Below are 26,733 nucleotides of genomic sequence, written 5' to 3' on the forward strand. Positions count from 1 at the left end.
CCACGGACCTACCCGACGTGCAGAAGTCGCGTTTCCGCAGGTCAAAGAAGCTGTTGATCTTAGTTGACACGGTAGAGGTCGCTGGTTCAATCCCCGTATTGCCCACCAGCTCAGCCCCGTCCACTGTGGAGTGGACGGGGCTTTGGTGTCTCAGCCTGACCAACTGCCTGACTACGCCGCCGGTTTGGGGAACAACCGGTTGACCGCAGTCGCCCCGTCTTGCACCACCGGCCGCAGTTGGTGCCTGTAGACGGTCTCGATCACCACGGTGCTCGTGTGACCTGTCCAGCGGGGTTTCAGAAGTCGGCCCTGTAGCTTTGATCTGCGCGTCAAGCTGCCGTGACATACCGTGCCAGCACGGCGCGCAGGTGCCGGTCACCGATGATCAGGAGTCTTCACGATCTCGATGCCGCGCTGGCGCAGACGGCGTCGAACGAGGCGGTGAACTGGCCGACGCGGGCGCGGATCAGGAACCGGAAGCCATCGGCTCGATTACCCAAGCCCATCGTGCGGTGCGGGTTTGTTGGGCAGTCCAGGGGCCGTGCTTGGGCCCAGGCTACTGACGCCCACAACCCTGTGGCGACACGAGAACGCTCGGGGCAAGATCGACTTTGATCGACCCAGAAGGAGATCACGGCCCGACTCTCAGTTTTATTTGCTGAGTTCGCTCATTATGCTCGACTACTCGCGCTCGAATTCGAGTACCCACTGGAGGAAGTTCTTCTGGGGTGAAGATCGCTCCATCCGGCCGGTACGACGCGATGTCAACTATGGCTGACACGCTTGGAAAGCGGTCGAGTTCCACGAAGATCCCGAAGACAACTCGGAGAGTTACGTCGGCCTCGACGATGGCACCCACCGGGTAGGACTCTTTGGCCTCGACCCACACTTCAGCTCCGGTCACCATGGGTGCAACTGCCACGGACGGTAGGCGTTCAGCGCAGTAACCGCTTCACGTGGAATCTCCAGTTCCATGCGAGGTCCACCTTGATAGGGCTTCTCGAAGCGCTTCCATATCAAGTCATAGTCGTGTCGAGGTATCCGTATCTCGATAACGCCCTCCTTGTACGACTGTGCGTATTCCTCCGCAATCGAACGATCATTCGGTCCAGCGAAGTATGCCATACCGTTCTTGTCCTTCGATCCCGGCTCGTAAGGAAAATCGTCCTGCGTGAACCCGCGTGACATGAACTTGGCACCCATCCCCGACTGTGGCGCCTTGTAGATCGACACCATCTCATCGCGCTCGCGCGGGGGCCCTTGCAGCTTCCCCGGAGATGTTACCGGAGGTGTCAGCGGAGGTACCGGCGCGGGGTTTGTCTGAGCTGCTTGAGGCCCCGACCGCTCACTTTTGCCGCTGGAATCCGGCATGTTTACGATCGCCCACGCCGCCCCGCCGATCATAACGACGCCAAGGACAACAACCAGACCCGGAGGCGAGAGGGTCGCACCGCCGACGGCTGCGCCCTCAAGAAGGGGCACGAGTGGAGCAAGTCCGAGGAATTTGCCGGTGGGGTCGGTGTATTGGACGGGGTTGTTGTGGGTGTAGGTGTAGGTGGCGAGGTTGCGGGGTTCGGTGATGCCGCCGGCGGTGTTCTTGTCGAGGTAGTCGGGTAGGGCTGGGTCGGGGCTGGCCCAGAGTTGGGTTCTGGGGTTGTAGTAGCGGGCGCCGTAGTAGTAGAGGCCGGTTTCGGAGTCGAGTTCTTTGCCGGTGTATTGGTAGGGGGTGCCGTTTTGGCCTGCTTGTTCCTCGATCCAGGTTTCCCCGAACGGCATGTATTCGAGGTGTTCGGTGAGGTTGCCTTGGCCGTCGGTGACGTAGCCGGAGGAGCCGAGGTGGTCGGCGTGGTAGTAGGACTGGGTGTTGTCTGTGGTGGTGATGGTGGTGAGGCGGTTGTCGCCGATGAAGACGTGTTTGTAGCCGGTGCCGTCGCGTTCGCTGTAGGTGCGGTTGGGGTAGAGGTGTAGGCCGTCGCCTTGTTTGATGACGCGGTCGCCTTTGGCGTCGTAGGTGTAGCTGGCGGTGGCGTTGGTGCAGCCGGTGGGGGTTTGGGCGACGGTGGCGGTGGCGGTGTCCTGGTTGCAGGCGAGCCGGTTTTCCTCGTCCCACACGTATTGGCGGCGTTTGCCTGCGGCCGCGGTGTTCACCGTGTCGGTGAGGTTGCCGTTGGTGTCGTAGGCCTGGGTGATCGGGCCGACTTTGCTGGGCGCGTGGGGTTTCCCGCTGCTATAGGTGTAGGGGTAGTCGTAGGTGGTTTTGTCTTGGACCTCGGGCGGGTTGTTCGGGTCTTCGACCGGCTCGATCGGGCCGAAGGACGCTGTGCGTGTCCCTGACTGGGACAGCGCCGCCGGGGCCGCGGTTGGGGTGGTGGTGATTTCGTGGCGTTGGGTTTTGGTGGTGGTGTTGTGGATGGAGTCGTAGCCGAGGGTCAGGGTGTATTTGTTGGTTTGGTTGTTCTTGGTGTATTGGCCGCTGGCGCTGGTGAGGCGGTAGAGGTCGTCGTAGCCGAAGGTTTGGCTGCTGGGTCCGCCGAGCGTTGACGCGGGCGCGTTGTTGGTCAGGGTGGTGATGTTGCCGGTCTTGTCGTAGGTGTAGCCGAGGTTTTGGAAGGTGGTGCCGGTGGGTTGGGTGGAGGTGAGGGTGGTCAGGCGGCGGTCGGCGGCGTTGTAGGTGTAGGTGGTGCGCACCCCGTTGCCGGTTTGTTGCAGGACGCGCTGGCCGAACTTGTCGTAGTCCAGGCGCTCGAGGTAGGTGGAGCTGGTCCCGTTCTTGGTGCCGGTGGCGTGGGTGACTTGGCCGCCGGTGTCGTAGTCGTAGGTGAGCACTTCGCTGTCGGGGTAGGTCAGTTGCAGGACGCGGTTGAACGCGTCATACGCCCATCGGGTGGTGTAGCTGCGGTCCGCCTGCCCGGCGATCTTGATGGTGCGGGTTTCCCGGGTGGTTTCGCCCAACGGCCCGTAGCCGCGGGTGACGGTCCCGGCGGCGTCGCGGAGCTCGGTGATCCGGCCGGCGGCGTTGTCGGGAGCGCCGGGCGCGCCGTAGGTGTAGGTGACGTTGTTGCCGGGGAAGGTCGGGTAGCGCACGGCGGTGACGCGGTTGTGGTCGTAGTCGTACTCGACCTGCTTGCCGGCGGGCCGCAGGTTGGCGGTGATCGTGGCGGTGATGTTGCCGGCCAGGTCGTAGCGGGTCTCGGTGCGGCCGGTGTCGGGGTTGTCGAGCGCGGTGCGGCGACCCAACCCGTCGTATTCGGCGCGGGTGGCGTTGTTCTTGTCGTCGGTGATGGTGGTGAGCTGGCGCAGTGGGTCGTAGTCGTAGCTGGTCCAGATCACCGCCGGCCCGTTGAACTCCTTGACCGCGGTGGTCGACTCGCGCACATCGGTGTAGGTGCGGCGTTGTTGGCCGTTGGGGTCGGTGACGGCCTTCTCGAACCGGGTGACACCGGCGCGGTCAGGGCCGAACGCGTAGGCCTGGCTGGTGGTGGCCCCGTCGGGAAGCACCGTCTGCACGGGACGGTCGAGCAGGTCGAACGAGGTCCGGGTCGGTGTGACCGGATCGGACGCGGTGTTGAAGGTGGTGTTGCCGTCGCCCTTGGGTTCGGTGACCGGGTAGTACTGCTCGACCGTGCGGCCGAGGAAGTCGAGCTTCGTGCGGCCGGACACGGTCATGACCTGCTGTGGCGTGTCCCCCGGCTTGGCGGCCACCGACGCGTCCTTCTTGGTTTGCAGCACGCGGTTGAGGCCGTCGGTGAAGGTGACGGTGTCGATCGTGTCGTCCCGGACACCACCGGCGGCCCGGTCGAGGTGCCGGGTGGTGGCGTACGGGACCGTGGCTTCGGGGTGGTAGTCGAAGTCGATGGTGACCTTGCCGGACCCGATCTCGTAGGGACCGGTGACCGTGTCCACCCGGCCCACCGGGTCGTAGGTCATCAGCAGCTGCTGGCCGTTGTTGTCGGTGGTGCGATCGGGCTGCCCGTACTTGAGGTTGTGCGTCGTACTGGACCGCAGGCCGAAACTGTCCACAACAGATTCGATGTGGACGCCGACCACGGTGTCGTAGCCGTACTCCAGCTTGTAGCGTTGGCCGGTCTTGTTCGCCGGGTTGGTCACCGCCTTAAGGTTCCCGTCGGGGAAGTAGTCCAGGTCGGTGTCGGCCGAGGTGGTGTCGGTGAGGTACTCGCGGACCTGCCGGAGGTCACCGGTCGCGCAGTCAACGGTCGACTCGCGATGCCGAAGCTCCGTGTTGGTGGCGCGTTGGCGCAGGACAGTGGCGGTGCCGACGATGTTGCGGTCCCGGCAGGCCGGGTCGGACGCGCTGTAGGCGTAGGTGGTTTCGACATCGTCCGCAGTGCCGGTGTCACCGGCGTCGAACGAGCGGGTGAGGTTGCCGTACCCGTCGTAGGACATCTCGGTGTAGGTGGACTTCACCGCGGTCGCGGCACCTTCGTAGAAACGTTTGTCCACCCGGGTCAGTTGCGGGAACACGCTCGCGGTCGGGGTGGCCGGGTTCGCCTCGCCACCGCCCGCGATGTCACGCAACTGGTAGGTGTTGGTGGTCTCCAGGTACGGCTTGCCAGCGCCGTCAGCGGTCAGCGTACGGGCGAGCAGGCCGCGGGTGGCGTGGCCGTCGGTGCGGTACTCGGAGGTGACCATGCGGTACACCGCGTCCCCTGCGCCTGGGTCGCGGACCTCAGTGATCACCCGGCCGAACCCGAGGAACTCGCGTTCAAGGCGATCGTAACGACCCTGTTCGTAACGGTAGGTGGTCAGTTGGGTGTCAGCGCCGTCGCCGGGGTGGCCGCCGAACACCGTGGTGCGCGACAGGACCCAGCGGGATTCGGGCATGGCTTGGGTGTTGCCGGTGCGGGTATAGTCCAGGTCGATGCGGGCGCCCATCGGGCGCGACACTGAGCGCAGCAGGTTGGTGCGGCCGGTTTTGTTGACCGCCACCAGCAGCTCGTTGTCCCGAGTGGACTTGACGTGATCGACCAGGCCGTCACCGTCGATGTCGCGCAGGCCGATCTCGGCGCGGCCGATGCCGGTGGAGACGTTGGCACCCGGGTTGAACACCAGGCAACCGAGCCCGGGGTAACACAATCCGAAGGTGAAGTAGGCGCCGCCACCGATGCTGGCGTTCTTGTCGGCCGCCACCTGGCTGAAGCTGCCGCGGAACGGCAGGGGCGCGGTGAACCCGCTGCCGGTGTTGATCGCGACCTTGACCGGGTTCGCGCCGTCGGTGAACACCCGGTCGGCCAGGCCGTCGCCGTTGACGTCCGTCATGCTGGCGGTGGTCGTCGACGTGCCGAAGGTGGCCGACACGCCGCCGGCGAAGCCGTAGTTGTCGAGGTTGACCCCGAGGTTCAGGCCGAGGTTGGCGGTCTGTGCCGTGTTCACTGGGCCCGCCGGCCAGGGTTCGCGCTCGGCGAAGGAGTAGCCCAGGTTCAGCGCGACATCGCCGTTGGCGTAGACCTTGTCCGGTAAGCCGTCGCCGTTGACGTCGATCAGATCCAGTGTGGTGCTCGACCGGCCGCCGCCGACCTCGCCGCCCAAACCGAGTACGGGCATCTCCGAGCCGGCTCGGGCGGTAGTAGCGCTGGCATCAGCGGTGGGCGCGTCGGTGCCGCGCGCCGTACTCATCGTGCGGGCGGGGCTGCCCGCGCTGGCCGACACGGTGGCCGCGACGGAGTCCGACTCGCGCACGTTCCCGCCGAGCGAACCCCGAGTGTTGCCCAGACCGCCGGCCATGTCGGAGTACTGGATCCCCTGCGAGCCCACCACATCAGGAAAGCGGTCGCCGTTGAGGTCGAGAAAGTCCACACTGCTGGAGGTGATGCCGCCGGCCAGGCTGCCGCTGACCGCGCCCACCCCGAGTGTGGTGGACACCTGCACGCTCATCGCCCGACGCGGCACCCCCTTCGCCCCGGCCACATCGGCGTCGGAGACCACGTCCACGGTGTCCATGCCGTAGCGGGAACTGGACGCGGTGCCCGGCCCGGCCCAGGTGTTGTCATCCGAGCCGGCCCACCGTCCTTGGGCGGGCTGGGGGACGAACAGCGCGATCCGCGGCAGTGTCACCGTCGGGTTCGCCTTGAACCCCGGCACGTCCTGCTCGGTCGGCGCCTTGGGCAGGGAGTCCTTGAAACTCTGGTCCAGCACCAGCTCGTCCTGCTTGATGGGCTGGGCGGCCCGGTCCCGGTTGCCCTGGTAGCCGATCACACCCCAGCCGCGGTACGGCTGGGCGAACGCACCCGGCTCGGCGGAGGCGGATATCGACGCGGACACCAGCGGCAGGTACCACCCGTTGAACCCGACGTACGCCCCCGCGACCATCACCTCCGGCGCCTTCGCCTCCTGCGTGGCGTAGTCGAAGAACAACTCATCGCCCTGAGTGACCGCCACCGTCATCCGCTGCGGCGGCAGCGTAGGCGTCGTTCCGCCCGGGATGTCGACGGCCTGCTTGGCCAGCAGCTGCCCACCGCGTTTCTTGACCGTGAACACCAACTTGTGCGGGTTGGTGTCGCCCACCTGTGGGCTGATCGACGGCTGCACGATCAGCTGACCGGTCTTGTCGGCCGTCCACGGCTTCAGCGGCGTCCTCTGATTGGACACCGGGTACATGTCCTGGTCGACCGGCGGGTTGATGACGATCGTCGGGTTGCCGTTCTCGTCGACGACCGTGTCCACCCCGTCGGCCTGGGTGTAATGCGCCCGCGGCACCCACTTCACCGCGTTCGGGTCGATCGCGGAGTCCGCCTTCAACCGCCACGACAGACTGTCCTTCGCGGTCACCGGGATACTCAGGTCGATCGGCGTGGTGCCCGTCGACGCGCTGGTCAGCTTCTTGTTGACCACGTCGGTGCCGTTGCGGGTGATCAGCACCGTCACGTCATCCGACGTGGCCGCGGACTTGACCACGTCACCGGTCAACCGGATCGTCCCGGTCACCGGCACGGTCACCTGCGAGGCCCGCCCGCCCAACGTGAAGTCCCGCGACGCGGAGTACACGGTGTTGCTCAACCCGTTGACATCGGTGCTCGACTGGCCGGCGTAGGTGATCGTCGGATCCCACGCCACCGTGTCATACATACCATCCAAAATGGACTGGACGCGGAAGTAGACGGCGTCGCCCTTACGTACCTGGATCGCACTGACCCCGGTCGGGGCGAACTCCATGTAGTCATCCGGGCCGATCCGCTGCGCCCACAACTCGCTGTCCTTGTGCTGGATCGTGACACGGACGCCATCAGCCTTGGTATAGGCCGCGCGCTGCGGACTGGTGTCCTTGACCAGCCGCACCCGCCCGTCGATCCGGACCGTGCCGTCATAGGGCGCGACCCACCGGCGCACACTGTCCAACAGCGGCGAGTTGTCCACCGCACGCTCGAACGCCGCCCGCTGATCACCCACGAACGACCCCGACGCCGCACCACCACCCACCGGCACCGGCGTCTGCTTGCTGTCCTCGCTGTAGGCCGGGTTGCCGCTCGCGTCCAGATACCCGAACAGCACCTTGCCGTTGTTCACCAGGTCGGCGATCCCGTCACCGTTGACATCCGAGAGATAGCGATCCGACGTCGTCACCGTGGACACCAGATCCAACTGGGCCGCCACCCCGGCATAGGCCTCCACCCCGACCGTGCCCGACAGCGTCGTCTCCGAGGAGATCCCCGGCAAACCCGACAGCTTGATCGCGGTGTCCCCGAACTTCGGCTGCCCGCCCGGCCCGCCCAGGTTCGGCCGGTAGAACACGTCCCCGCCCTTGCGGAACACCTTGTCCGGCAGGTTGTCGCCGTTCACGTCGGCCAACGCCAGCAACCCGTCCGACACGCTCGCGTTGGCGCCCGCCTTCACCCCGGCCGACCCCGACTTGACCGGCACCGCCGGGTTGTAGCCGACATACAAATGCCCACCCGCGCCCACCGACGAACTCGCCGACAACGCGCTCGCCTTGCCGTCGCGCACGCCCACACCGATACCGTCATCGGCGGCCGCCCAGTTCACCGCGTCGGCGAACCCGGTGTAGTTACCGTCCTTGTCCCGAACGTCGTCGAAGTAGTCGAAGGAGTGCGTGGTGAACAGGCGGTTGTCCTCGCCGAACTGCGACACCGACGTCAGCAGCGTCTTGGCGAACGCACCGGTCCGATAATTCAACTCATAAGCGCGGATCAACTGGTCGTCCAGCTTGACCTCGACCCGCCGCAACAAGTCGGCGGTCACCTTCTTGAACCCGCCCCGGGCGTCGATCTGCACATCCCCGCGGCGCGGCTCACCCCGGTCCCGGTCACGCAGGAACGTCACCGAATACCGGCCATCGGTGTCCCCACGGCCGGTGTACGTGATCCGCTGCGGGTACAGGTTGCTGCCCGCCACCTTCGACTTCTCAGTCCCGCCGTCAGCCACCGTGGCGTAGCGATAGCGCATCACGTTGTCGTGGGCGTCCCGAACCTCCCGCAACGCCCACATCGCGACCTTGCCGTCGGCATCGGCCAACGTCGTGTCCGCCGCCCCACCGAAGATCATCCGGGTGCCCTGCTTGTCGGTGACCTCCCACCAGTAGTTAGCCGGTTTGTCACCGTGGCGCACGATTCGGCCGAACGCGCCCTCCACCCGAGCGTGGAACACCTTCTCCCCAGTCCGCGCCTGCAACGCACCCCGATGCGCCACCGGCGTCAACTGCTCACCGCCCAGCAGATACGTCTCGGTCTCCAGACCAGCGTCATACCGCGGCACCCCCCACCGCGTATCCACCGTGATCGACGGCGTAGCCACGTCCCACCCGACACCCAACCAGCCGTTCACACTCGCCGAGTTGTAGGCCACCGCCAACTTCGGCTCCAACCCCGCCCGCCCCTTCGGCACCTCCAACGGATACGACAACCGCGCGTCACCCAGATTGTTCGCCGACGGCACCCCGATCACATTCACCCCAGCGCCCGGATCAGCCGCCTTGATGTCCTTGATCTGATTCGGGTTGAACGACGTGCCCTCCGGATGCTCAGGAGCCTTCACCGCTCCACCCGCACCCGCCCCCGGACCCGCCGAGCCCGCCACCCCGGACGCAACCATCCCCAACCCCAACAACGCCACAACCAAGACCAGGATCAGACCCTTGCGGCGAACACGAACCGAACGACGAGTCAACGCGAGCACAGTCATGCCCAGCCCCTCTCGGACAGGTGGCCTACAACCGGACACGCACGCGTGCCACCATGCCGAGCTGGTTGGTCGCTCTCGGCGGCTGGCAACACATGATCAACGCTAACGAACATTCGTTAGGAAGGCTTCCTACCGTGGGCGCAAAGTCGGGCTCCGACCACGGACGGAGACCACGATCGGAGACGGGTGCCCTCGCTGGCGGACAGGGCGCTGTTCGATCGAGGTGTCATCAGCACCAGTCCCCAGTGCGATGCTCCTTGTCGTCAGGACGAACTGCCGTCGCGGAGGAAGCAGGCGAGCAGGAATCCGGCGAACGCGACGGGCGCGGCGATGAGGAACAGGGTGTCGAGTGACTGGGCGTAGGCGCCGGTGACGAGATCCCGCACGGGCGCGGCCAGGGCCTGGAGCGCGGTGGGGCTGTTCTTCGCAGCGGCGGCCGTTGCCACGTCCGCTGTGGACAGTCGACCGGCGGTGGCGAGGTCGGTGAGGTTGGTGGCGAGCAGGCTGGTGAGCAGCGAACCGAAGACGGCCACTCCGAACGAGCCGCCGATGGAGCGGAAGAACGTGGCGCCGGAGGTGGCGGCGCCGAGATCGTCGCGCCGGACGTTGTTCTGCACCGCGATCACCAGGACCTGGGAGACCAGCCCGAGCCCGAGGCCGAACAGGAACTGGTAGGCCGAGGCCAGACCGGTACTGGTGCCAGAGTTCATGGTGGACAGCAGGAATGCGCCGGCCGCCACCATGGCGGTTCCCACGATCGGGAAGACCGCGTAGCGGCCGGTCCGGCTGATCACCTGTCCGCTGGCCACCGAGGTGATGATCATGCCGATGATCATCGGCAACAGGAGCAGGCCGGACGCGGTCGCGGAAGCCCCGTTGACCACCTGCAGGAACAACGGCAGGAAGCTGAGCACGGCGAACTGCGCGAACCCGATGAGGAAACCGATCCCGGACGCCAGAGCGAACACGGGCATACGCGCCAATGCCGGCGGCAGCACCGGATCCACCGCCCTTCGCTCCACCATGACGAACGCCGTGAGCAGGACGATCGAGGCCACGCCGAGCCCGATGATCTCAGGTGACACCCACGGGAAGGTGGTGCCGCCCAGTGAGGTGATCAGCACCAGGCAGACGACACCGGCGGCGAGCAGTGCCATCCCCAGGTAGTCGACCCGCGGGCGGTCCTGCCGGCCGCGCGGCAGGTTCAGGAACACGCCGGCCAACACCAGCGCGACCAGGCCGATCGGCAGGTTGATGTAGAAGACCCAGCGCCAGGACAGGTTGTCGGTGAAGTATCCGCCGAGCAGCGGACCGGCGACGCTGGCCACACCGAACACCCCGCCGAGCACGCCCTGGTAACGGCCACGTCGCTCCGGGGACACCAAGTCGGCGATGATCGCCTGGGTCACCACGATCAGGCCGCCACCGCCGAGCCCTTGCACCGCGCGGGCGGCGATCAACTCGCCGATGTTCCCGGCGATCCCGGAGAAGGCCGACCCGACCAGGAAGATCACGATCAGCCCAAGGAAGATGCCCTTGCGGCCGTAGATGTCGCCGAGCTTGCCCCATAGCGGGGTGCTGGCCGTCGCGGCCAGCAGGTAGGCCGTGACCACCCAGGACAGGTAGCTCAGCCCGCCGAGGTCGCCGACGATCCGCGGCAACGCCGTGGCGACGATGGTCTGGTCCAGCGCGGCCATCAGCATCGCCAGCATCAGCGCGCCGAACACCAGGTGGAGCCTGGAGCCGGTGGCCACGGGGGCGGCTTCGCGTGTGTCGGTCACGGGTCACCCCATCCCCGCGGCGACAGCCGAGACGAACGTGGCGGTGTCCAGCACCTCGGCCTGGGTCGGGAAGACCTTCGCCAGCAGGACCCGGTGGACCTCCGGGTCAGGGTCCGCGGTGGCGTCGGCCAGCACCAGAACGCGGTAGTCCCGGTCCGCGGCGTCGCGGAGGGTGGACAGGACCACGCCACTGGTGGCCAGGCCGGCCAGGACCAGGGTGTCGACGTCGGCCGCGCGCAGGATCTGGTCCAGGTCGGTGCCACTGAAGGCGTTCACCCGCGTCTTGGTGACCACGAACTCGGCGTCGAGCATGGTTCCGGCCGGAACCACCTGTGGGTGGAACAAGGTGGTGGAGTCGCCTTCGGCCATCAGGCCGGCCGCGGCCACCGGGGCGAAGCCCTTGTTCCGCGCGGACACCTCGGGATGCCCGGGACGGAACGCCACCCGCACGTGTCCGATGTGGATGCCAGCGGCCCTGGCCACCCCGGCCGCCTTGGCCGCGTGCGCGACGGCGTCCTCGGCGGCCGGCATCATGTCCACAATGCCCTGCTGAAAGTCCATCAGCAGCAGCGCGGTACGTGCCGGATCGATCATGATCTGCTCGGTGGGGACCATGGATCCTTTCCTTTCGCTGACAGGAATCGGTTGCTCACAGGAGATCCGCGAGCCGGATGAGGATGGGCAGCGCCTGTGCGATCCGCCGCCGCTCGGCCGGCGTGAGTCGCTCGGCCAGCACGCCGGTCAGCCGGTCGACGTTCTCCTGCCGAAGGCCGCGCATGGCCTGGCGGCCCTCGTCGGACACCTCGACCAGCAAGCGCCGCTTGTCCTCGGTGTCCCTGGTCCTGGTGACCATGCCGCAGTCGGTCAGGCCCGCGATGACGGTGGCCATGGCCTGCGGGGTGACCCGCTCGGCGACCGCCAGCGCCGCCGCCGTCGTCGCGCCCTCCCGGTCGAGCCGGCCAAGGACCGACAGTTCGGCCAGGGTCAACGCGCCCGTCACCGGCTCCTGTCACTTAGTCAATCTAGATTGATCAATCCAGATTAATCACGGTGAATTGACTAATTAACCCGGGCGGGTGTCCACTCAGGTTTACCCGGCACTGCCACGGTTGCGGTATTGCGGCGGAATCCCTTGGCGAATAACAATTCTTCACACCGTATCCCAGTGTTTCCGCAGCGAGCAAGCACTGTTGCCCTCGATAGCCGCTCGCCCTGCCGAGAACGGAGTGTCCATTGAGGAAACCGACGATGAACAGAAGGGTGGTCACGGCCGTAGCCGCGACCACGGCCTGGCTGACCCTCAGCCAGGCCGTGGCGTACGCCGAGACCGCCTTACCCGGCAGTGACGGAGCCGGTGACGGCTACTACCCACAGGACGGCAACGGCGGGTACGACGTCGGCGACTACAACCTGACGATCACCTACGACCCGGCCACCAACAAGCTCGACAGCACCGAGGTGGTCACCGCCACCGCCACCCAGCCGCTGAGCGCGTTCAATCTCGACCTGTACCGCCTGAAGGTCAGCTCGATCGACGTGGACGGCATATCAGCGAAGTTCAGCCGCAGCGGCGACCACGAGTTGACCATCGACCTCCCCAACACAGTGGACCGCGGCCAGACCTTCAAGACCACGGTCAAGTACAGCGGCGAGCCCACCTCGATCTCCGGTCCACTCGGTGAAAACGGCTGGCACCACCTGAAGAGCGGCGCCGCGTACGTCGCCGGGGAGCCGCAGGGATCGGCCGCCTGGTACGCGGTCAACGACACCCCGAAAGACAAGGCGACCTTCCACCTCACCATCACGGTTCCCGCGGAATGGGGGGTCATCTCCAACGGCAAGCAGAAAAGCAGCAGCAGGGTCGACGACGGCAAGAACACCAAGTCCGTGTGGGCCGAGGAAACCCCGATCGTGCCCTACATGACGACCGTGGCCATCGACAAGTTCGACTTCACCTACGACACCGCCGACGACAAGACCCCGATTGTCAACGCCTACTCGCCGACCGCGTCCCAGGCCCAGAAGGACGCCGAAGCGAAGCTGCCCGAGGTGTTGACGTTCCTCACCGACAAGCTCGGCCCGTACCCGGTCGACGCCGCCGGCGGGATCTTCCACGGCACCAGCCTCGGGTTCTCCCTGGAGACCATGAGCCGGCCCGTGTACGCGGACTGGGCCGATCTGGAGACGATCGTGCACGAGAACACCCACCAGTGGTACGGCGACGCGGTGGCGGTGACCAACTGGAAGGACATCTGCCTGAACGAGTGCTTCGCGTCCTACCTGCCGTGGATGTGGGCGGAGGAGAAGGACGGCACGAACCTGGACGACAAGTACCGGGCCGCCGTAACCGCCACGGACGACGACTACTGGACCAACACCGACAACAAACTCTACGACATGGGCCCCGGCCACGAGTTCACCTGGAACGGCGTCTACACCAAAGGCCCGCTCGCGTTGCACGCGCTACGCCGCACCATCGGGGACAAGAGCTTCACCAAGATCCTGAAGGACTGGCCGGCCCTGCACAAGAACGGTGACGCCACCTTCAAGGACTGGCAGAAGTACGTGGAACTGGTAACGGGCAAGGACCTCTCCGGCTTCTTCGACGCGTGGTTCTACGGCAAGAGCAAGCCTGAGGACAAGTACCTCTACCCGGGCAAGCTCAAGCCGAAGACGGACAAGAAGAAGGCAGCTTAGGCCAGCCAGGACACCGTGGTGTGGCTGTTCGACGTGGCCACCGCCAGTGAACGTCTACCCGCCGGCGACCACCCGAACGCCCAGGCGCTCGACCCGGTAGATCCGACGGCCGTCCACCCAGAGCCACGCGGTCGCGAAGGCCGTCGTTCCATGGATCGCGACTACGTCCAACTCGATCGTCACCAGGCGGTCACCGGGCACGACCTGGCCGCGGTATGTCCATGTGACCGGCTCGGTCAGGGCGATCGGCTCGAACCGGGGGGCGGGCAGGTCGGCGCCCATGCCGCGGTTGGTCATGTACCACTGCAGCAGCTGGCACATCGCTTCGACGCCAAGGGAACCGGGCATCACCGGGTCCTGGAAGAAGTGGGCCCTGAAGAACCACGCGCCAGGGTCGACGTCCATCTCGGCGCGCAGCCGGCCGAGGCCGGCTGCGCCGCCGTGGGGCCAGTAGCCGGTGATCCGGTCGAGCATCATCAGCATCGGTCCCGCGAGCCGCAACCGTTGATCGGCGCCGGACAACGGCGGTGTCCGCGGGCAGGGTTCTTCGAGACGGGAGCGTTCTTCCGGTGACGGGGGCAGGCCAGGCTGTTCGGCGAGCGCGGCCGACGAGAAGTAGCCGAACACGGCGGTGCCGCTGAGCAACGGTGTGCCGTCGGCGTAGCAGTCGATCGCGAACGACTCGATGATCATCCCGTTGATGTGTGACACGGTAGTCAGGCGGACGGTGGTGTGCACGGTGCCGGTGCCCGGCCGGACTTCCCGGAACATGCGCACGTCACCGTCGAGGTTGCGGAACAGCAGTTCACTGTCGATCTGCACCGGGCTGCCGACGTAACAGCCCAGCCAGCCGCACGGTTGCAGCGCGATCTCCATCAGGACCGCGACGGGCATGGTGGGGTTGCCGTTGTCGGTGAAGTACCACGCTTCGGCGGGCACGTCGTACTCACAGTCCACAGTGGACCCAATGGTCATGCCCTGGTACGGACCGTTCACCGCGGTGATCCTGGTCATGAAATGGTAGGGCGGTCCGGGTAGCCGTGGTCCCCGCCGGGGTCCGACGAAGGGCTCCGCCATCGGTCCCAGGCCGTCGGTGGGCCGTCCCCAGGCGCACGCCAGCAAGGACGCATAGCCGAGGCGCAGCCCGCCGATCTCGGCGATGGGTGTCGACTCGACGTGACCGCGAAGGCCGCCGAGAAGCGGGAGCGGGACTGGTTCGGCGGTACGTTGGACGGTCGGCGGCCCGAGGTGCCGCCAGTGGTCCAACGGCCAGTCCGGCACCAACCGCACCGAACAGTCCTTGACGTGCAAGGCTTTGACGCCGTCGACGGTGACCAGAACGTCCGCGGTCACGGCCGGGATCGGCCCCGCCGTCACGGACGACACGAACACCTCGTACGTCAGGCACCGGCTGTGTGTCGTGACCTGGCCACGGCAGCGCATCCGCGACGACCGCCCCGACACCGGTTCGAAGCGCCAGGCGTCGCGGCCGATCGTGAACCCGCATGCGGCGAGGTAGAACGACACGGCTTGCAGGCAGCCCTCGGACATGAGCGTGCCCGGCATACACGGGTCGTTGTGGAAGTGGCCTTCGAAGAACCAGTCGTCCGGGCTGACCGCGGTCTCCGCTCGCAGGTAGCCGCGCCGCCAAGGGCCGCCCTTGGGGTCGAAGACGGGGACCTCGCCGAGCAGCCGCATGCGCCCGGCGCCGGTCCGGGGGCTGCGCACATCGGCGCGGGTGACCTCCCAGCCTGGCCCGAAGCACGCGTCTGGATGGCCTTCGGTGAACGCGAGGACTGCGGCCGCGTCAAAGGAGTCCTTGGTATGTCGGACGGATGAGTCCAGCGGTCCGTCCAAAGTGGGCACTTCAGTGGCCGGGTCCCACAGCACGCCACCGGTGTTCGCCAGTTCGTCGTCGGCGAAGAATCCGGCCTGTCCGTGGCGTACCGTCAACACGAGTTCGCCGTTGCTGCGGCAGTCGTATTCGAAGAAGAAGAGCCTGATCGGGCCGTGCGTGACGTGGTCGACCACGCGGATCTCGTAGTCGAGGGTCGTCCCGGCTGCCGGTGGGCTGGTGTGGAACGTGACCTCGCTGCCCAGCAGGCGGTAGACGCGTTCGCCGCGGTTGCCCAGGTCCGCGCCGAGCCAGCTGATCAGCAGCAGGTCCGCCTGGCCGGCCTCGACGAGCAGCCCGGGCGGCATCCGGCCAGTGGCGTCGAGATACCAGGCGTCGAGGGTGACGTCGGTCCGCGTCCAGATCGTGCCGGTGCCCATGGACCCGGGCACGGCGTCGATGCCGGTGACCCGGTCGGCGAGCAGCAACGGCGGGCCGGGCATCCGGGTCTGCCGCACGTCGTCGTCCTGGACCGCGAACATCGGGCCGAAGACCTCGGAGATCCGCCCGGTGGCGAGGTGTTCGAGCTGGGCGCGATCGAATCTCGGACCCGGCCGCCCCATGGACGGCTGTGCCAGCGCCCGCAAGGCAGTGGCACGCGTGGCCAGGAACTGGGCATGAGCTTCGCCCTGCAGGGAGAGATGCTGGCGGTGGGCGGCGGTGACCAATTGCCGCCACGCCACGGCTGGCGGGGGCTGTGTGCGAGTCGCCGCCGGCTTGAGGTCGGGTGCTCGTTCCATCACCATGTAGCCGACCGTCGGCGGTGCTGGTAGCCGGGCGGGAATGCGCACGGTCGGACCGGTTTTCCCCGGCGGTGTCCTGAAGTACTCGGTGAGCGCGTCGATGTGCACCTTGACACCGGCGGCGGCCAGTTCAGCGACCACAGTGGACAGTTGCCACAACCCGGCGTCCCGTGGCCCGTCCAGAGCGACGGCCAGGTGCTCACGGTCACCGAGAATCCGGCGGATCCAGCCGGTGCACTGGGCGGCGGGCCCGTGCTCGACGAACACCCGGACGCCATCCTGCCAGGCGCGTTCGATCACGGCGGGGAAGTCGACCGGCGATATCGCCTGTTCGGTGAGCGCGTCCGCGGCCGACTCCTCGGTCGGGTAGTACCACTCGCCGGTGGCACCGCGGTAGAACCGGATTCCCGGCGCGGCTGTCGTGGGCCGCCGGTGCAGCGCGTGCCAGCGGTCCCGGACCTCGGTGACTTCCGGGGCGTGGGCGACCAGGTCGTAGTGGATCTCGGCGCAGCCGTCCGGTGCGAGGCGCTCGACGAACGCCAGGCACGCCTCCCGTTCGCCCGCGATGACACTCGTCCCTGGAGCGCAGATAGCCGTCAGGTGCACGGCGTGCTCGCCTTGCACCAGGTCACGGACCCGTTCCGCATCCGCCGACACGACGAACCCGCCCCAACGCTCCCCCGTGATGCCGGACCGGGACCAATACCGACGCACGGCGCGCAGTTCGCCACCCAATTCGTGAGTGAACAGCTCGCTGGCTCGCGCGTCGGCGGCCAGCGCGTGCGGGTCGGTCCACACATCCAACGCCACCAACGCCGACGACTCCCCCGACGAGTACCCGATCGCCGCTTGTGGCTCTACGCCGAGGATTTCGCGGCTGATCCGGGTGTGCAGCCGGGCGAGGTAGCCGACGCCGAGGATCTGGTCGAGCGAGTCGTTCGGCCGTCCGTCACCTCGATAGGCCCAGCCGGCCAGTTCAGCGCCGGCCATGTCGGCCAGCGGCGCGAAGGCCAGCATCAGGTCGGCGCCCATGCCGGCGTACGCGGCGGAACCCTTGGTGTAGACGAAGGCTGTCTCGCCGTCGAGTGGAGTCTCGCGGAACGCGACACCGTCCGGCCGCGGTGCGCCTTCGGTGAGCCACTTCCGGGCCGCTGTGAGCTGCGAGGCCAGGTGCACGCTGTCGCGTGCGAGCACGGCCAGCCTTGCCGGGCCGTTCTCAGCGCCGGCCAGGACATCGGATCGGTCCGTCCCTGAATACAGGTGCACCTGTGGTGGACGCGTCGACACCCACGGCTCGGCGGCTGCCGCGCGCAACCGGATCCGGTGGGGTGTCGCACCCAGCACCGGGGTGACAACGTCGGCGGTGGTGGCGGCCGGGCGCGGGTCTGCTCGACGGCCCATTCTCGGCGCGGCGCGGTGCTGGAGTGCGAGGGCTGCCGCCGCCACGCCGAGCAGGCCGCGAGCCGCGTGTGGTGACCCGAACAGTGCGGCGGGGTCGAAGTCGCCCGCGTCGCCGATCGCCAGGTCGGCTGGGGTGTCGTCCAGTGTTGGACAGACGAGCGCGATTGCCCGTTCGGCGTCGGCGAGCCGCTTGAGTACCAGAACGACAGCGCCGTCCGCTGGAGTCGACGGCAGGCCGAGTTCGCTGGCCGCCGCGCGGTGCACCGGCTCGTCCGACAGGTCGACGGCACCGACCACGGCGGCGTCAATCTCTCCCGTCCGCAGCGCGCGCACAGCCAGTTCGAGTGCGGCCAGTCCGGATGCCTCCTCGGCGAACACGGCGAAGGCGGGGCCGGACAGGTCGAGTTGACCGCCGATGCGGTTGGCGGCGATGTTCGCCATGCTGCCCAGCACGCGCGCCGCGGTCACTGACGCGCCGAACCCCTCCCCCGCCTTGGCGTCCCCGTGCCAGGCGTCGAGCCGCTGCCCGACGTCCACCCGGGCGATCTCCGGGTCGGTCCCCATCCCGATCAGCACTGCCGTGCGTGGCGGCAACTGGACGTCGGCGGCGGCTTCGCGGGCGGCCTCCAACACGAGGACTTGCTGGCCCAGCGTTTCGGCGAGATCCCTTGGTGGGTAACGTAGTCCCGCCAGGGCGACCTCGATGTCCCGCTGGTGGTCGAGCGCTTGTCCGGTCAGGAGTGCGTCACGGAACGCGTCGACGCCGTGGCCACCGATCCGCGTGCCGATGGAGACGACGGCGATGTCGTCGGCGGGCTTGGCGACACTGGACGTTGCCGGGTGGCCGTCGAAGGCTTCGACGATGAGATGGGCGTTGTTGCCGCCGAACCCGAACGCACTGATCGCAGCGCGCCGCCGTCCTTGCCACGGCTCGTTGGCCGTCAACAGCCGCAGCGGGCTCTGGGACAGTTCGTCGATCGGGTCCGTCGTACCCGCTGTCGCCGGACGCACGCCGGCTTCGATGGCACCGAGCAACTTGAGCAGCCCGGCGGCCCCGGAGGCGGTCAACAGGTGGCCGACGTTCGACTTGGCGGAACCGACGGGCAGGTCGCGATGCCCGGCGAAGAACCGGGCCGTCGCTCTGGCCTCCACCGTGTCGCCGACCCGCGTGCCGGTGGCGTGACATTCCAGCAGTGACACGGTGTCCGGCTGGATGCCCGCTTGGTCGTACGCCGCGCGCATGGCCCGGATCTGGCCGTCTTCGTCGGGCACCAGGAACCCACCCGTTCGCCCGTCGTTGGACAGGCCGACACCACGGATGACCCCGTGGACGGGAATGCGCGCGTCGATGGCGTCGCGCAGCCGCATCAGCGCCACGATCGCCGCGCCCTCAGCCGGGACCAGCCCGTCCGCCTGGCGGTGGAACGGCCGGCTGCGTCCGGTGGGGCTCAGGCCGCCCAGAGCCGCGAAGCCGGCAGTGATGACCATGCCGTCACAGCCGCTGACCGCGCCGGCCAGCATCAGGTCCGCGGTGCCGTCGTGCAGCCGGTCACAAGCGATTTTTACAGCGTAAAGTGCCGAGGCGCACGCCGCGTCCAGAGCGACGGCACCGCCACCGAGTCCCAACGCCCGAGCCGCGGTGTGCGCGGGCAGGCCGGAGCAGAACCGCGACCGAGCGTCCACACCGGACATCGCAGGCAGCGTCGCCAGCAACTCGGGGCGGTCGGCCAGCCAGACCCGCTCGGCGTAGGCGGCAAGCCCTCGGCTGGGGAACCCGAGACTGCCCAGGACCAGCCCCGCCCGGTCGAGCGGGCGGCTGGTCTCCCGCAACGCCGCCCGCCCCGCGTGCAGCACCCAGCGCAGCGCCGGATCGTAACCGGCGACCTCCTCGGCGTCGATGTGGAAGCCGTCCGGGTCGAACACGTCGTCAAAGCCACGCACAAGCCCGGCGGTGTCCGGCGCCGAGAGGTGTGGCATGCGCCAGTCCTCCGGACGCACCGTCGCGAGGCTGACCCTGCCATGTACGACGTTGTCCCAGAACTGGCCGGGATCCAACGCACCGGGCAGCACGCACCCCTGACCGACGATCGCGATCGGCTCGAACCCACCCGCCGCCGTCATGTCGACCTCATGTCGGGTCGACTGACCAGACTGACACCGAGCAGTTCGATGCCCGGCTTGTCCTCGTCCAGCAGGACGACATCGCACCGTGCCTGTCCATTCGCGATGGTCCCAGCCCGTACCAGGCAACGGAGTCCGCCCGCGGCCGGGCCGGTGCGGTGGACACGCAACTCGTCCACGGCCATCGGCAACGTCGCGGTGCCGGTGGCGTGACTTGCCCACAGCACCGCCGCCTGCAACGCGCCGTCCACAGCGGCCGCGTCCGTCCACCATGGACCGCCGGGCCATCCGATGTCCCGTACGCCAACGACACGTGCGTCCACTCCGCTCGCGGAAAGCGCGTCGACCCGTCGCAGTACACGAAAGCCGGGACCATGGAACAGCGCGGGGTGGTCGTACACGGAGTGGACGGGGGTGCCGTCAGGTGGGCTCCAGGATTGGGCCTCCGCATCTCGGGTGGCAAGGCGGGCACGGTAGTGCGCGATGCCCGACAACGACTTGAGCGTCAGTTGGCCGTCGTCGGCCTGGCAGTCGATGGTGAAGCGGTGACCCGCGGTCAGGTTCGGGAGGTCGACGCGTCGCAGCACCTGGATGTCGCGTAGGTTCGTCTCCCGGTCCGGGTACCGCGACCTGCCGGCCGCCGCGAACCACTCCATCGCGATCGCCAGTGGGAGTACCGGTGTCCCGGCTGGGGCGTGATCCAGCAGATAGCCGTGCGTACGCGTGTCCACTGTGACCTCGGCGGTGAACCGCGTTGTCACGTCGGCGGTTTGGCCCGCACTGACCAGCACCTGGACGGTGTCCTCGGCGTCGATCTCGGCGACGAACGCACGTGCGCCCAAGTCCAACGGCACAAGGGGCATGCCACGTTGGGTGAAGTGGGTCGCGAGGGCCGGTGTGACCATGCCTCCGGCCCACGGTCCCCAGGCGATCGAACGGACTCGGCACGTGGGCCGGCGCGCACGCTCGGCGCACGCCAGTTGGTTGAGGGTTTCGTTGGCCATCGCGTAGTCGCTTTGGCCCTCGTTGCCGAAACGGGCGGCGACCGAGGAGAAGACGCACAGCAGCGTCAGTGGATCGTCCGCGGTGGCGGCCAGCAATGCTTGCCAGCCCGTCACCTTCGTGGCGTACACGTGGTCGAATTGTTCGTCAGTCTTGTCAGCGATACGCTTGTCCGCGAGCACCCCGGCGCCGTGGACGAGAGCCGTGATCGGCCCCCATTCCTGCCGCACGCGATCCAATTCCCGGTCCAACGCCGCTCGGTCCGTGACGTCCACAGCGGCGTAGCGCACCGTAGCGCCGCGACGCTCCAACGCCACGAGCGTGGCGCGCACCTCGCGAGCGGCAAGGACTTCGCGGGCACGGGCCGCCACGAGTGCGGGCGTGGCCGTCGGGTCGTCCAGCGCGAACTGCCGGATGAGTGACTTCTCGTCGCGGGCCGCGGCGACGCGCGGAGGCTCGTCGGCCAGGTCGGTTCGCCCGACAAGCAGCACTCTGGGACGGCGAACAGCAAGCTCGATCAACGACGCAGCGGTGACGCCGCGACCACCACCCGTCGCCACCACAACAGAGTCAGCCGTGATCACAGGTGCGGCGGACGGAACGGAGGCGTCCCGCAGGCCGACGGTCCATCGGCTGCCATCAGCACGCAACCCCACGTCGAGCGTTGCCCCACCGGTCAGCAGTTCCTCGACGATCGCCGCGGCGACGGCGTTGTCGTCACGGATGCCGCGCTCGCAGTCGATGGCTTTCACCGCCGCGAGCGGCCATTCCCGTGCGGCGGTCCTGGCCAGTGCCGCGAACCCACCGAGCCAGGCGCGGTCCGGATCGGGAGCGACGAGACCGAAACACCCACCGGTGTCCTGCACGGTCACGAAGACCCCACCCTGGTCGGCCATGCCGACAGCCACCGACCGGGCGGCTCGGAAGGCGTTACGGTTCAACGCAAAGCCCTGCTCCGGACCAGCCAATGGGGCCATCCCGCCGAGCAGGATCACGCCCCATGCATCCGGCGCGGGAGAATCATCGGCCACGGCGGTGATGTCATGGGCGGCGAGTCGCTCGACCACTGCCGGTGCCAACCCACTGCCGCCGTCCACGACGACAAGTGGGGAAACTGTGAGGCCAGCCATCGCCAGGCCGCAGGGCGGCGCTGGCACCGGCCTGACCTGTAATCGACGCAACGACGGTCGTTCCGGCGGACCGGGGTCGCCGTTTCCAGTGCCGTCCCGATGGCCGTTTCGGTTGTCATCGACCCAGTGGACGACCTGGTCGAGGGTACGCAGTTGGAACAGTTGCGCCATTTCCGGCGAGTCGGCTTCGGGCATGCCGGCGACACGTTGCCGGACGGCGGCGAAGATCTCCACCTTCTTGATCGAGTCGATCCCCAGGTCCGCCTCCAGGTCCATGCCGCCGTCGAGCATGTCGGCCGGATAGCCGGTCTTGTCGGCGACCACCTCCAGCAACAGCCCCAAATCCATGGCGGTGACCGGCGCCGGTGGCAACGGCACGGGAGCCGGAGCCACCGGTGGCGGCGCGAGGACAGGCGGTGTCATGACGGGCGGTGGCGTCATGATGGGTGGTGGCGTCATGATGGGTGGTGCCATCGCAGGGGGTGGTTGTGTCTCGGAGTACGTGCCTGGCGCCGCGAACGTCGCGAATGTCTGCTCCGCCATCCGCAGGAACGTGCGGTGGGCATCGGCGAGGACGTCCTGGAAATGCATGTGCGCCTCAGCGGTCTGGCGTTGCAGCTCGGCGACCGTGGCGAGCCACTGCGGGCCCGGCTCGGTGTACGGAACTGCCTGCGACACAGGTTCACGGCGATCGGGCATAGCGGTCTCCACGACGACAGGGGCGGGAAGGACGGGTGGTACGCGATAACCGGTGCCGTTGATGGTCACGGACATCCGTGGCGGATTCTGCGATCGTGGCGGCGGCGAGACCCGGTGCCCGGACAGATCCAACGGCACACCCCGAACAGCCAGGCGGGCCAACGCCTCGTGCCACGCCGTGACGCCGTCCCGCCCGCGTCTGTCCAGGCTGACAGCGAGATGATCGCGCGCACCGAGGATCTGTCCGACCAGACCGGTGAGTACTGACCCGGCGCCCACCTCGATGAACGTCCGCACGCCGTCGGCGTACATCGCCTCGATCTGGTCGTGGAACCGAACCGGCGACGTCGAGTGCACGGCGAGCCGGTCCCGCACGGCTTCCGGGTCACGGTCGTAGATCCGGGCATCGGCGTTGCCGTAGACGTCAAGCTCCAGCGCGGACAACGGCATCTCGTCCAGGAAACGGCGCAGTGGCTGTGTCACGGACGCCATCAGCGGACTGTGGAACGCGGCCGACACATCGAGGCGGCGGGCCGTGATCCCGGCAGTGGACAGCCGCGCGGACAAGGCGTCGATCGCGTCGGCGGTCCCGGAGACCACGGCCTGCTCCGGCGAGTTAACGTTCGATAACCACACGGACCTTGTCGAGTCGATGATCGACGTGACCGTTGTGGCGTCCGCCGCGATCGCGAGCATCGCGCCCGGGTCGCTCGCCGCCATCAGCTCACCGCGATACCTCGCCAGCCGTAACAGGGTTTCGGCGTCGAAAGCACCGGCGGCGTGCAACGCGACCAGTTCCCCGAGGCTGTGGCCGGCGACGCATGCGGGTTCGATGCCGATCGCCTTCAGCAGGGCCAACAGGGCCAGGCTGTGCGCGGCCAACGCAGGCTGCGCCCACTGCGTCTCGGTGAGTCGGCGCGCCTGGTCCGCGTCCGCGAACACCGGCGGTGGGAACACGACGTCACGCAACTCGGCGGCAGCGTCCCACACCTCCCGGGCCGGTGGGAACGCCATCGCCACATCACCACCCATGCCGACGTACTGCGCGCCCTGCCCCGGGAAAAGGAACGCGATCCGGCCGGGATCCCGTCGCTCGGCCACATCGGACAGAGCATCGGTCACGTCCTGGAAGCGCGCCATCAGGTCCTTGGGCGAATGGCCGGCGGGCGCCACGAGGTCGGTCGTGGTGACCGGCGTCGAAAGCTCGTGCTCCTCCAGGGTGACGTGGAAGTTGGCCCCGCCGAAGCCGAAACTCGACACCGATGCCCGCCGGGGGTGATCGCTCGGTCGGATCCATGGCCGGGCGGCCGTGTTCAGGTAGAACGGGCTGTCATCGAGGCCGAGCCGGGTGTTGGGCCGCCGCACCTTGATGGTCGGCGGCAGCACTTTGTGGTGCAGGGCCAGCACCGCCTTCACCAGTCCGGCGGCGCCCGCGGCGGCCTTGGTGTGGCCGATCTGTGACTTGACTGTGCCCAGGGCGCACCACTGCTTGTCCTGCCTGCCGCTCTCGCCGAACACCTGGCGCAGCGACTCGAACTCGGCGGCGTCCCCGGCGCGGGTGGCGGTGCCGTGTGCTTCCACCAACTCCACCGAGTCCGGACCGTAGCCGGCCGCCTCGTACGCCCGCCGCAGCGCCCGGACCTGGCCCTGCGGCATCGGCGCGTAGATCGCTCCACCGCGCCCGTCCGACGAGGAACCGATCCCGCGGATCACAGCGTAGATCCGGTCACCGTCGCGCTGCGCGTCGTCCAGCCGCCTGAGGCCCACCATCGCCACGCCTTCGCCGAGCATGGTGCCGTCGGCGTCCTCGGCGAACGGCCGCACGTCCCCCGTCGGTGACAGCGCGGGGGTCTTGCTGAAACACACGTACATCAACGGATTGTTGGTGGCGTCGACACCGCCCGTGATCACCAGGTCGGCCAGCCCGAGCGACAGTTCGTTGACACCGGCGGTGATCGCGGCCAGCGAACTCGCGCAGGCGGCGTCCACGGTGCAGTTCGTGCCGTGCAGGTCGAGGCGGTTGGCGATCCGGCCGGCCACCACGTTCGACAGCAGGCCGGGGAACGTGGCCTCCTGCCATGGCACGTAACGCGCGGCGATCCGGTCGCAGACCGCTTCGGCCGTCGCCTCGTCGATCCCCTGCTCGCGCAACGCCTTCAGCCACACCGGACGCTGGATCCGGGCGTCCATCATGCCCACCCGGCTCAACGTCGAACTGCCGATGATGACGCTGACCCGCTCGCGATCCAGTGGGCCGCCAAGGCCTTCGTCAAGGTCGGCGAGTAGTTCGTCGGCCACCACGAGGCCCATCAGCTGGCCCGGGTCCAGCGCGGGCAGGGTCGACGGCGGCAGCCCGTGGGCCATCGGGTCGAACTCGATCTCGGGGAGGAACGCGCCCCGGCGGCAGTAGGTCTTGTCGGGCGCGTCCGGGTCTGGGTCGTAGAAGTCGTCGGCCGACCAGTGCGACGCCGGCACGTCGGTGATCAGATCCCGGCCGGTGACGATGTTACGCCAGAACTCGGCCACGTCGCGGGCGCCCGGCATGAGCGCCGCGATGCCCACTACGGCAACGGAAACCTGACGTGACATGGCGCTCCTCAAGGTTACGTCACGACAGCAGCCGTGGGCGGTAGCTGAACGCTTCGTCGGGTACAGCGACGCCGTAGGTACGCAACTGCTGTGCGCGAGTCACTACGGCCGCTCCTTCCAACAGGTTCAGCGCTATCTGCACGACGGTGCGCTGGTGCGGCACGGCAAGCGGGCTGCCGGCGACCCAGCGGTTGAAGGCGCCGATCGCCGGGCCGCACCAGATCTGGTAGTCCATCTGCCGGCTCGGCTCGCCATCAATCGCCCACCTGCTGGACAGGCCGAGGTACGAACGGAAGACCAACGCCATCCGGTGTCGCGCGTCGGTTTCGGCGCGTTCGACCTCTCGGGCGTCGCGATCGACCCAGAACCGGCGTGTCATCGTCCACGCGTCGTCGAACGTGCTCCGCAAAACGTCGTTCTCGATGCGTTCACGCACCGGCGCGGGGATCTCCTCCAACGACGGGTACGCCAGGTATGCGTCGTACAGTTGCTTGGCACGCGCGGCGAACAGGGTGCCGCGCCGTAGCACCTGTACCCGTACGCCGTGCTCGAACATGTCGGCAGCCGGCGCCATCACTACATCGGACAGGTCGGCCTTGGCCAGCATCTCCTTGGCGGCGTCCGACAGGTTGGCCTCGGCGGACAACTGGTTGACGGTCCCGGTCAGGACGTACGCCGCGCCCGCCGCGAACGCCGCCGCCACGGCGGACGGTTCGCCGAGACCGCCGGCCGCGCCCACACGTACGGGCCGCGTATAGCCGTTGCGATGGCTGAGTTGGTCACGTAGCGCGCGCACGGCGAACAGCACAACTGCCAGCGGCCGGTTGTCGGTGTGGCCACCGCTGTCCGCCTCGACTGTTATGTCCTCGGCGAGCGGAACGCGTTGCGCGAGGCGCGCTTCGTCCTGGGTGATCTGCCCGCGATCCAGCAGCACACCCAGGATGTCGGAAGGCGCGGGCGAAAGGAACTTCTCGGCTACTTTGGGCCGTGAGATCTTCGCGAACAGGTGCCTGGCGCGGACGATCTCGCCGTGCGGGTCCTGACGCAGCCCCGCGACCGCGCACCGCACGACGGCCGGCGTCAACTCCATGAACGCCGATGCGGACACCTTGGGCACATTCGCTCGCAGCAGCAGATCGACGACTCCGTCCTCGTGGCCGGCCTCGTTCGGGGTGTGGATCAGGTTGACGCCCCAGTTGCGGACTCCACCCAACGTCCGGGTCAAGTCCGCCACTGCCCGCTCGATCACCGGCAGAGCCAGCCCGGCGGCCCCGAAGAAGCCCAGCATCTCGGCGCGAGCCAGCGCGACCACGAACGACGTCGTCGCGATCCCGTTGGCCATCTCACCGGCCACGTAAGGAAACCGGGCGCCGTGCACCCGGGTGAACGACCTGTCGCCCAGCCATTCGGGATACATCGGCGGCAACGACCCAACCAGTTCGTAACCCGTGCCGGACATCACGACAGTGCCAGCCACACCCACCCCGGGTTCATGTCCGGGCGCGTCTCGGACGACATGCAGT

9 protein-coding genes are annotated in these 26,733 nt (G+C 67.9%); 1 reads left to right on the top strand and 8 read right to left on the bottom strand.

The window, feature by feature from the left end; genetic code table 11:
* Nucleotides 1-631: 631 nt before the first annotated feature.
* The 5 genes from EV192_RS57495 to EV192_RS31645 form a co-directional block, all read right to left on the bottom strand.
* On the bottom strand, nucleotides 632-907 hold the full coding sequence (locus tag EV192_RS57495; protein ID WP_132121940.1) for a S1 RNA-binding domain-containing protein: 276 nt from the start codon (nucleotides 905-907) through the stop codon (nucleotides 632-634).
* Nucleotides 901-9,153 carry a SpvB/TcaC N-terminal domain-containing protein gene (locus EV192_RS31630; RefSeq protein WP_132121942.1) on the bottom strand — a complete coding sequence of 2,751 codons (8,253 nt, stop codon included), beginning with the start codon at nucleotides 9,151-9,153 and terminating at the stop codon, nucleotides 901-903. Before EV192_RS31630 ends, EV192_RS57495 begins: the two co-directional genes overlap by 7 nt.
* 263 nt (nucleotides 9,154-9,416) lie before the next feature.
* The gene (locus EV192_RS31635; protein ID WP_243727204.1) at nucleotides 9,417-10,934 is read right to left on the bottom strand and encodes an MDR family MFS transporter; all 1,518 of its coding nucleotides are present in this window, start codon (nucleotides 10,932-10,934) and stop codon (nucleotides 9,417-9,419) included.
* A gap of 3 nt (nucleotides 10,935-10,937) precedes the next feature.
* Nucleotides 10,938-11,549, bottom strand: coding sequence for a cysteine hydrolase family protein (locus EV192_RS31640; protein WP_243727205.1), 612 nt, complete (start codon nucleotides 11,547-11,549; stop codon nucleotides 10,938-10,940).
* 34 nt (nucleotides 11,550-11,583) lie between these two features.
* Nucleotides 11,584-11,934, bottom strand: a complete 351-nt coding sequence (locus EV192_RS31645) for a MarR family transcriptional regulator (protein WP_132121944.1) — start codon at nucleotides 11,932-11,934, stop codon at nucleotides 11,584-11,586.
* Nucleotides 11,935-12,182: 248 nt separating this feature from the next.
* Here EV192_RS31645 and EV192_RS31650 point away from each other — a divergent pair, with 248 nt between their 5' ends.
* Nucleotides 12,183-13,631 carry a M1 family metallopeptidase gene (locus EV192_RS31650; protein ID WP_132121946.1) on the top strand — a complete coding sequence of 483 codons (1,449 nt, stop codon included), beginning with the start codon at nucleotides 12,183-12,185 and terminating at the stop codon, nucleotides 13,629-13,631.
* A gap of 54 nt (nucleotides 13,632-13,685) precedes the next feature.
* Here EV192_RS31650 and EV192_RS31655 read toward each other — a convergent pair whose 3' ends face one another.
* From EV192_RS31655 to EV192_RS31665, 3 genes are read right to left on the bottom strand one after another with little or no spacing between them, the layout of a single operon-like run.
* A complete protein-coding gene (locus EV192_RS31655) occupies nucleotides 13,686-19,790 on the bottom strand; it encodes a beta-ketoacyl synthase N-terminal-like domain-containing protein (protein ID WP_132121948.1) in 6,105 nt (2,034 codons plus the stop codon).
* Nucleotides 19,787-25,210, bottom strand: coding sequence for a type I polyketide synthase (locus tag EV192_RS31660; protein WP_132121950.1), 5,424 nt, complete (start codon nucleotides 25,208-25,210; stop codon nucleotides 19,787-19,789). The genes EV192_RS31655 and EV192_RS31660 overlap by 4 nt, the downstream gene beginning before the upstream one ends.
* 19 nt (nucleotides 25,211-25,229) lie before the next feature.
* On the bottom strand, nucleotides 25,230-26,687 hold the full coding sequence (locus tag EV192_RS31665) for a PfaD family polyunsaturated fatty acid/polyketide biosynthesis protein (protein WP_243727206.1): 1,458 nt from the start codon (nucleotides 26,685-26,687) through the stop codon (nucleotides 25,230-25,232).
* Between the last annotated feature and the right edge of the window lie 46 nt (nucleotides 26,688-26,733).

The sequence above is a fragment of the Actinocrispum wychmicini genome (genome assembly GCF_004345645.1).
In the GTDB taxonomy this organism is placed as follows: Bacteria; Actinomycetota; Actinomycetes; order Mycobacteriales; family Pseudonocardiaceae; genus Kibdelosporangium; species Kibdelosporangium wychmicini.

Excerpts from the sequence above, each read along its gene's own strand:
- EV192_RS31655 (WP_132121948.1), bottom strand. The coding sequence starts at position 19,790 with ATGACGGCGGCGGGTGGGTTCGAGCCGATCGCGATCGTCGGTCAGGGG.
- EV192_RS31640 (WP_243727205.1), bottom strand. The coding sequence starts at position 11,549 with ATGGTCCCCACCGAGCAGATCATGATCGATCCGGCACGTACCGCGCTG.
- EV192_RS31650 (WP_132121946.1), top strand. The coding sequence starts at position 12,183 with ATGAACAGAAGGGTGGTCACGGCCGTAGCCGCGACCACGGCCTGGCTG.
- EV192_RS31630 (WP_132121942.1), bottom strand. The coding sequence starts at position 9,153 with ATGACTGTGCTCGCGTTGACTCGTCGTTCGGTTCGTGTTCGCCGCAAG.
- EV192_RS57495 (WP_132121940.1), bottom strand. The coding sequence starts at position 907 with ATGGTGACCGGAGCTGAAGTGTGGGTCGAGGCCAAAGAGTCCTACCCG.
- EV192_RS31660 (WP_132121950.1), bottom strand. The coding sequence starts at position 25,210 with ATGTCACGTCAGGTTTCCGTTGCCGTAGTGGGCATCGCGGCGCTCATG.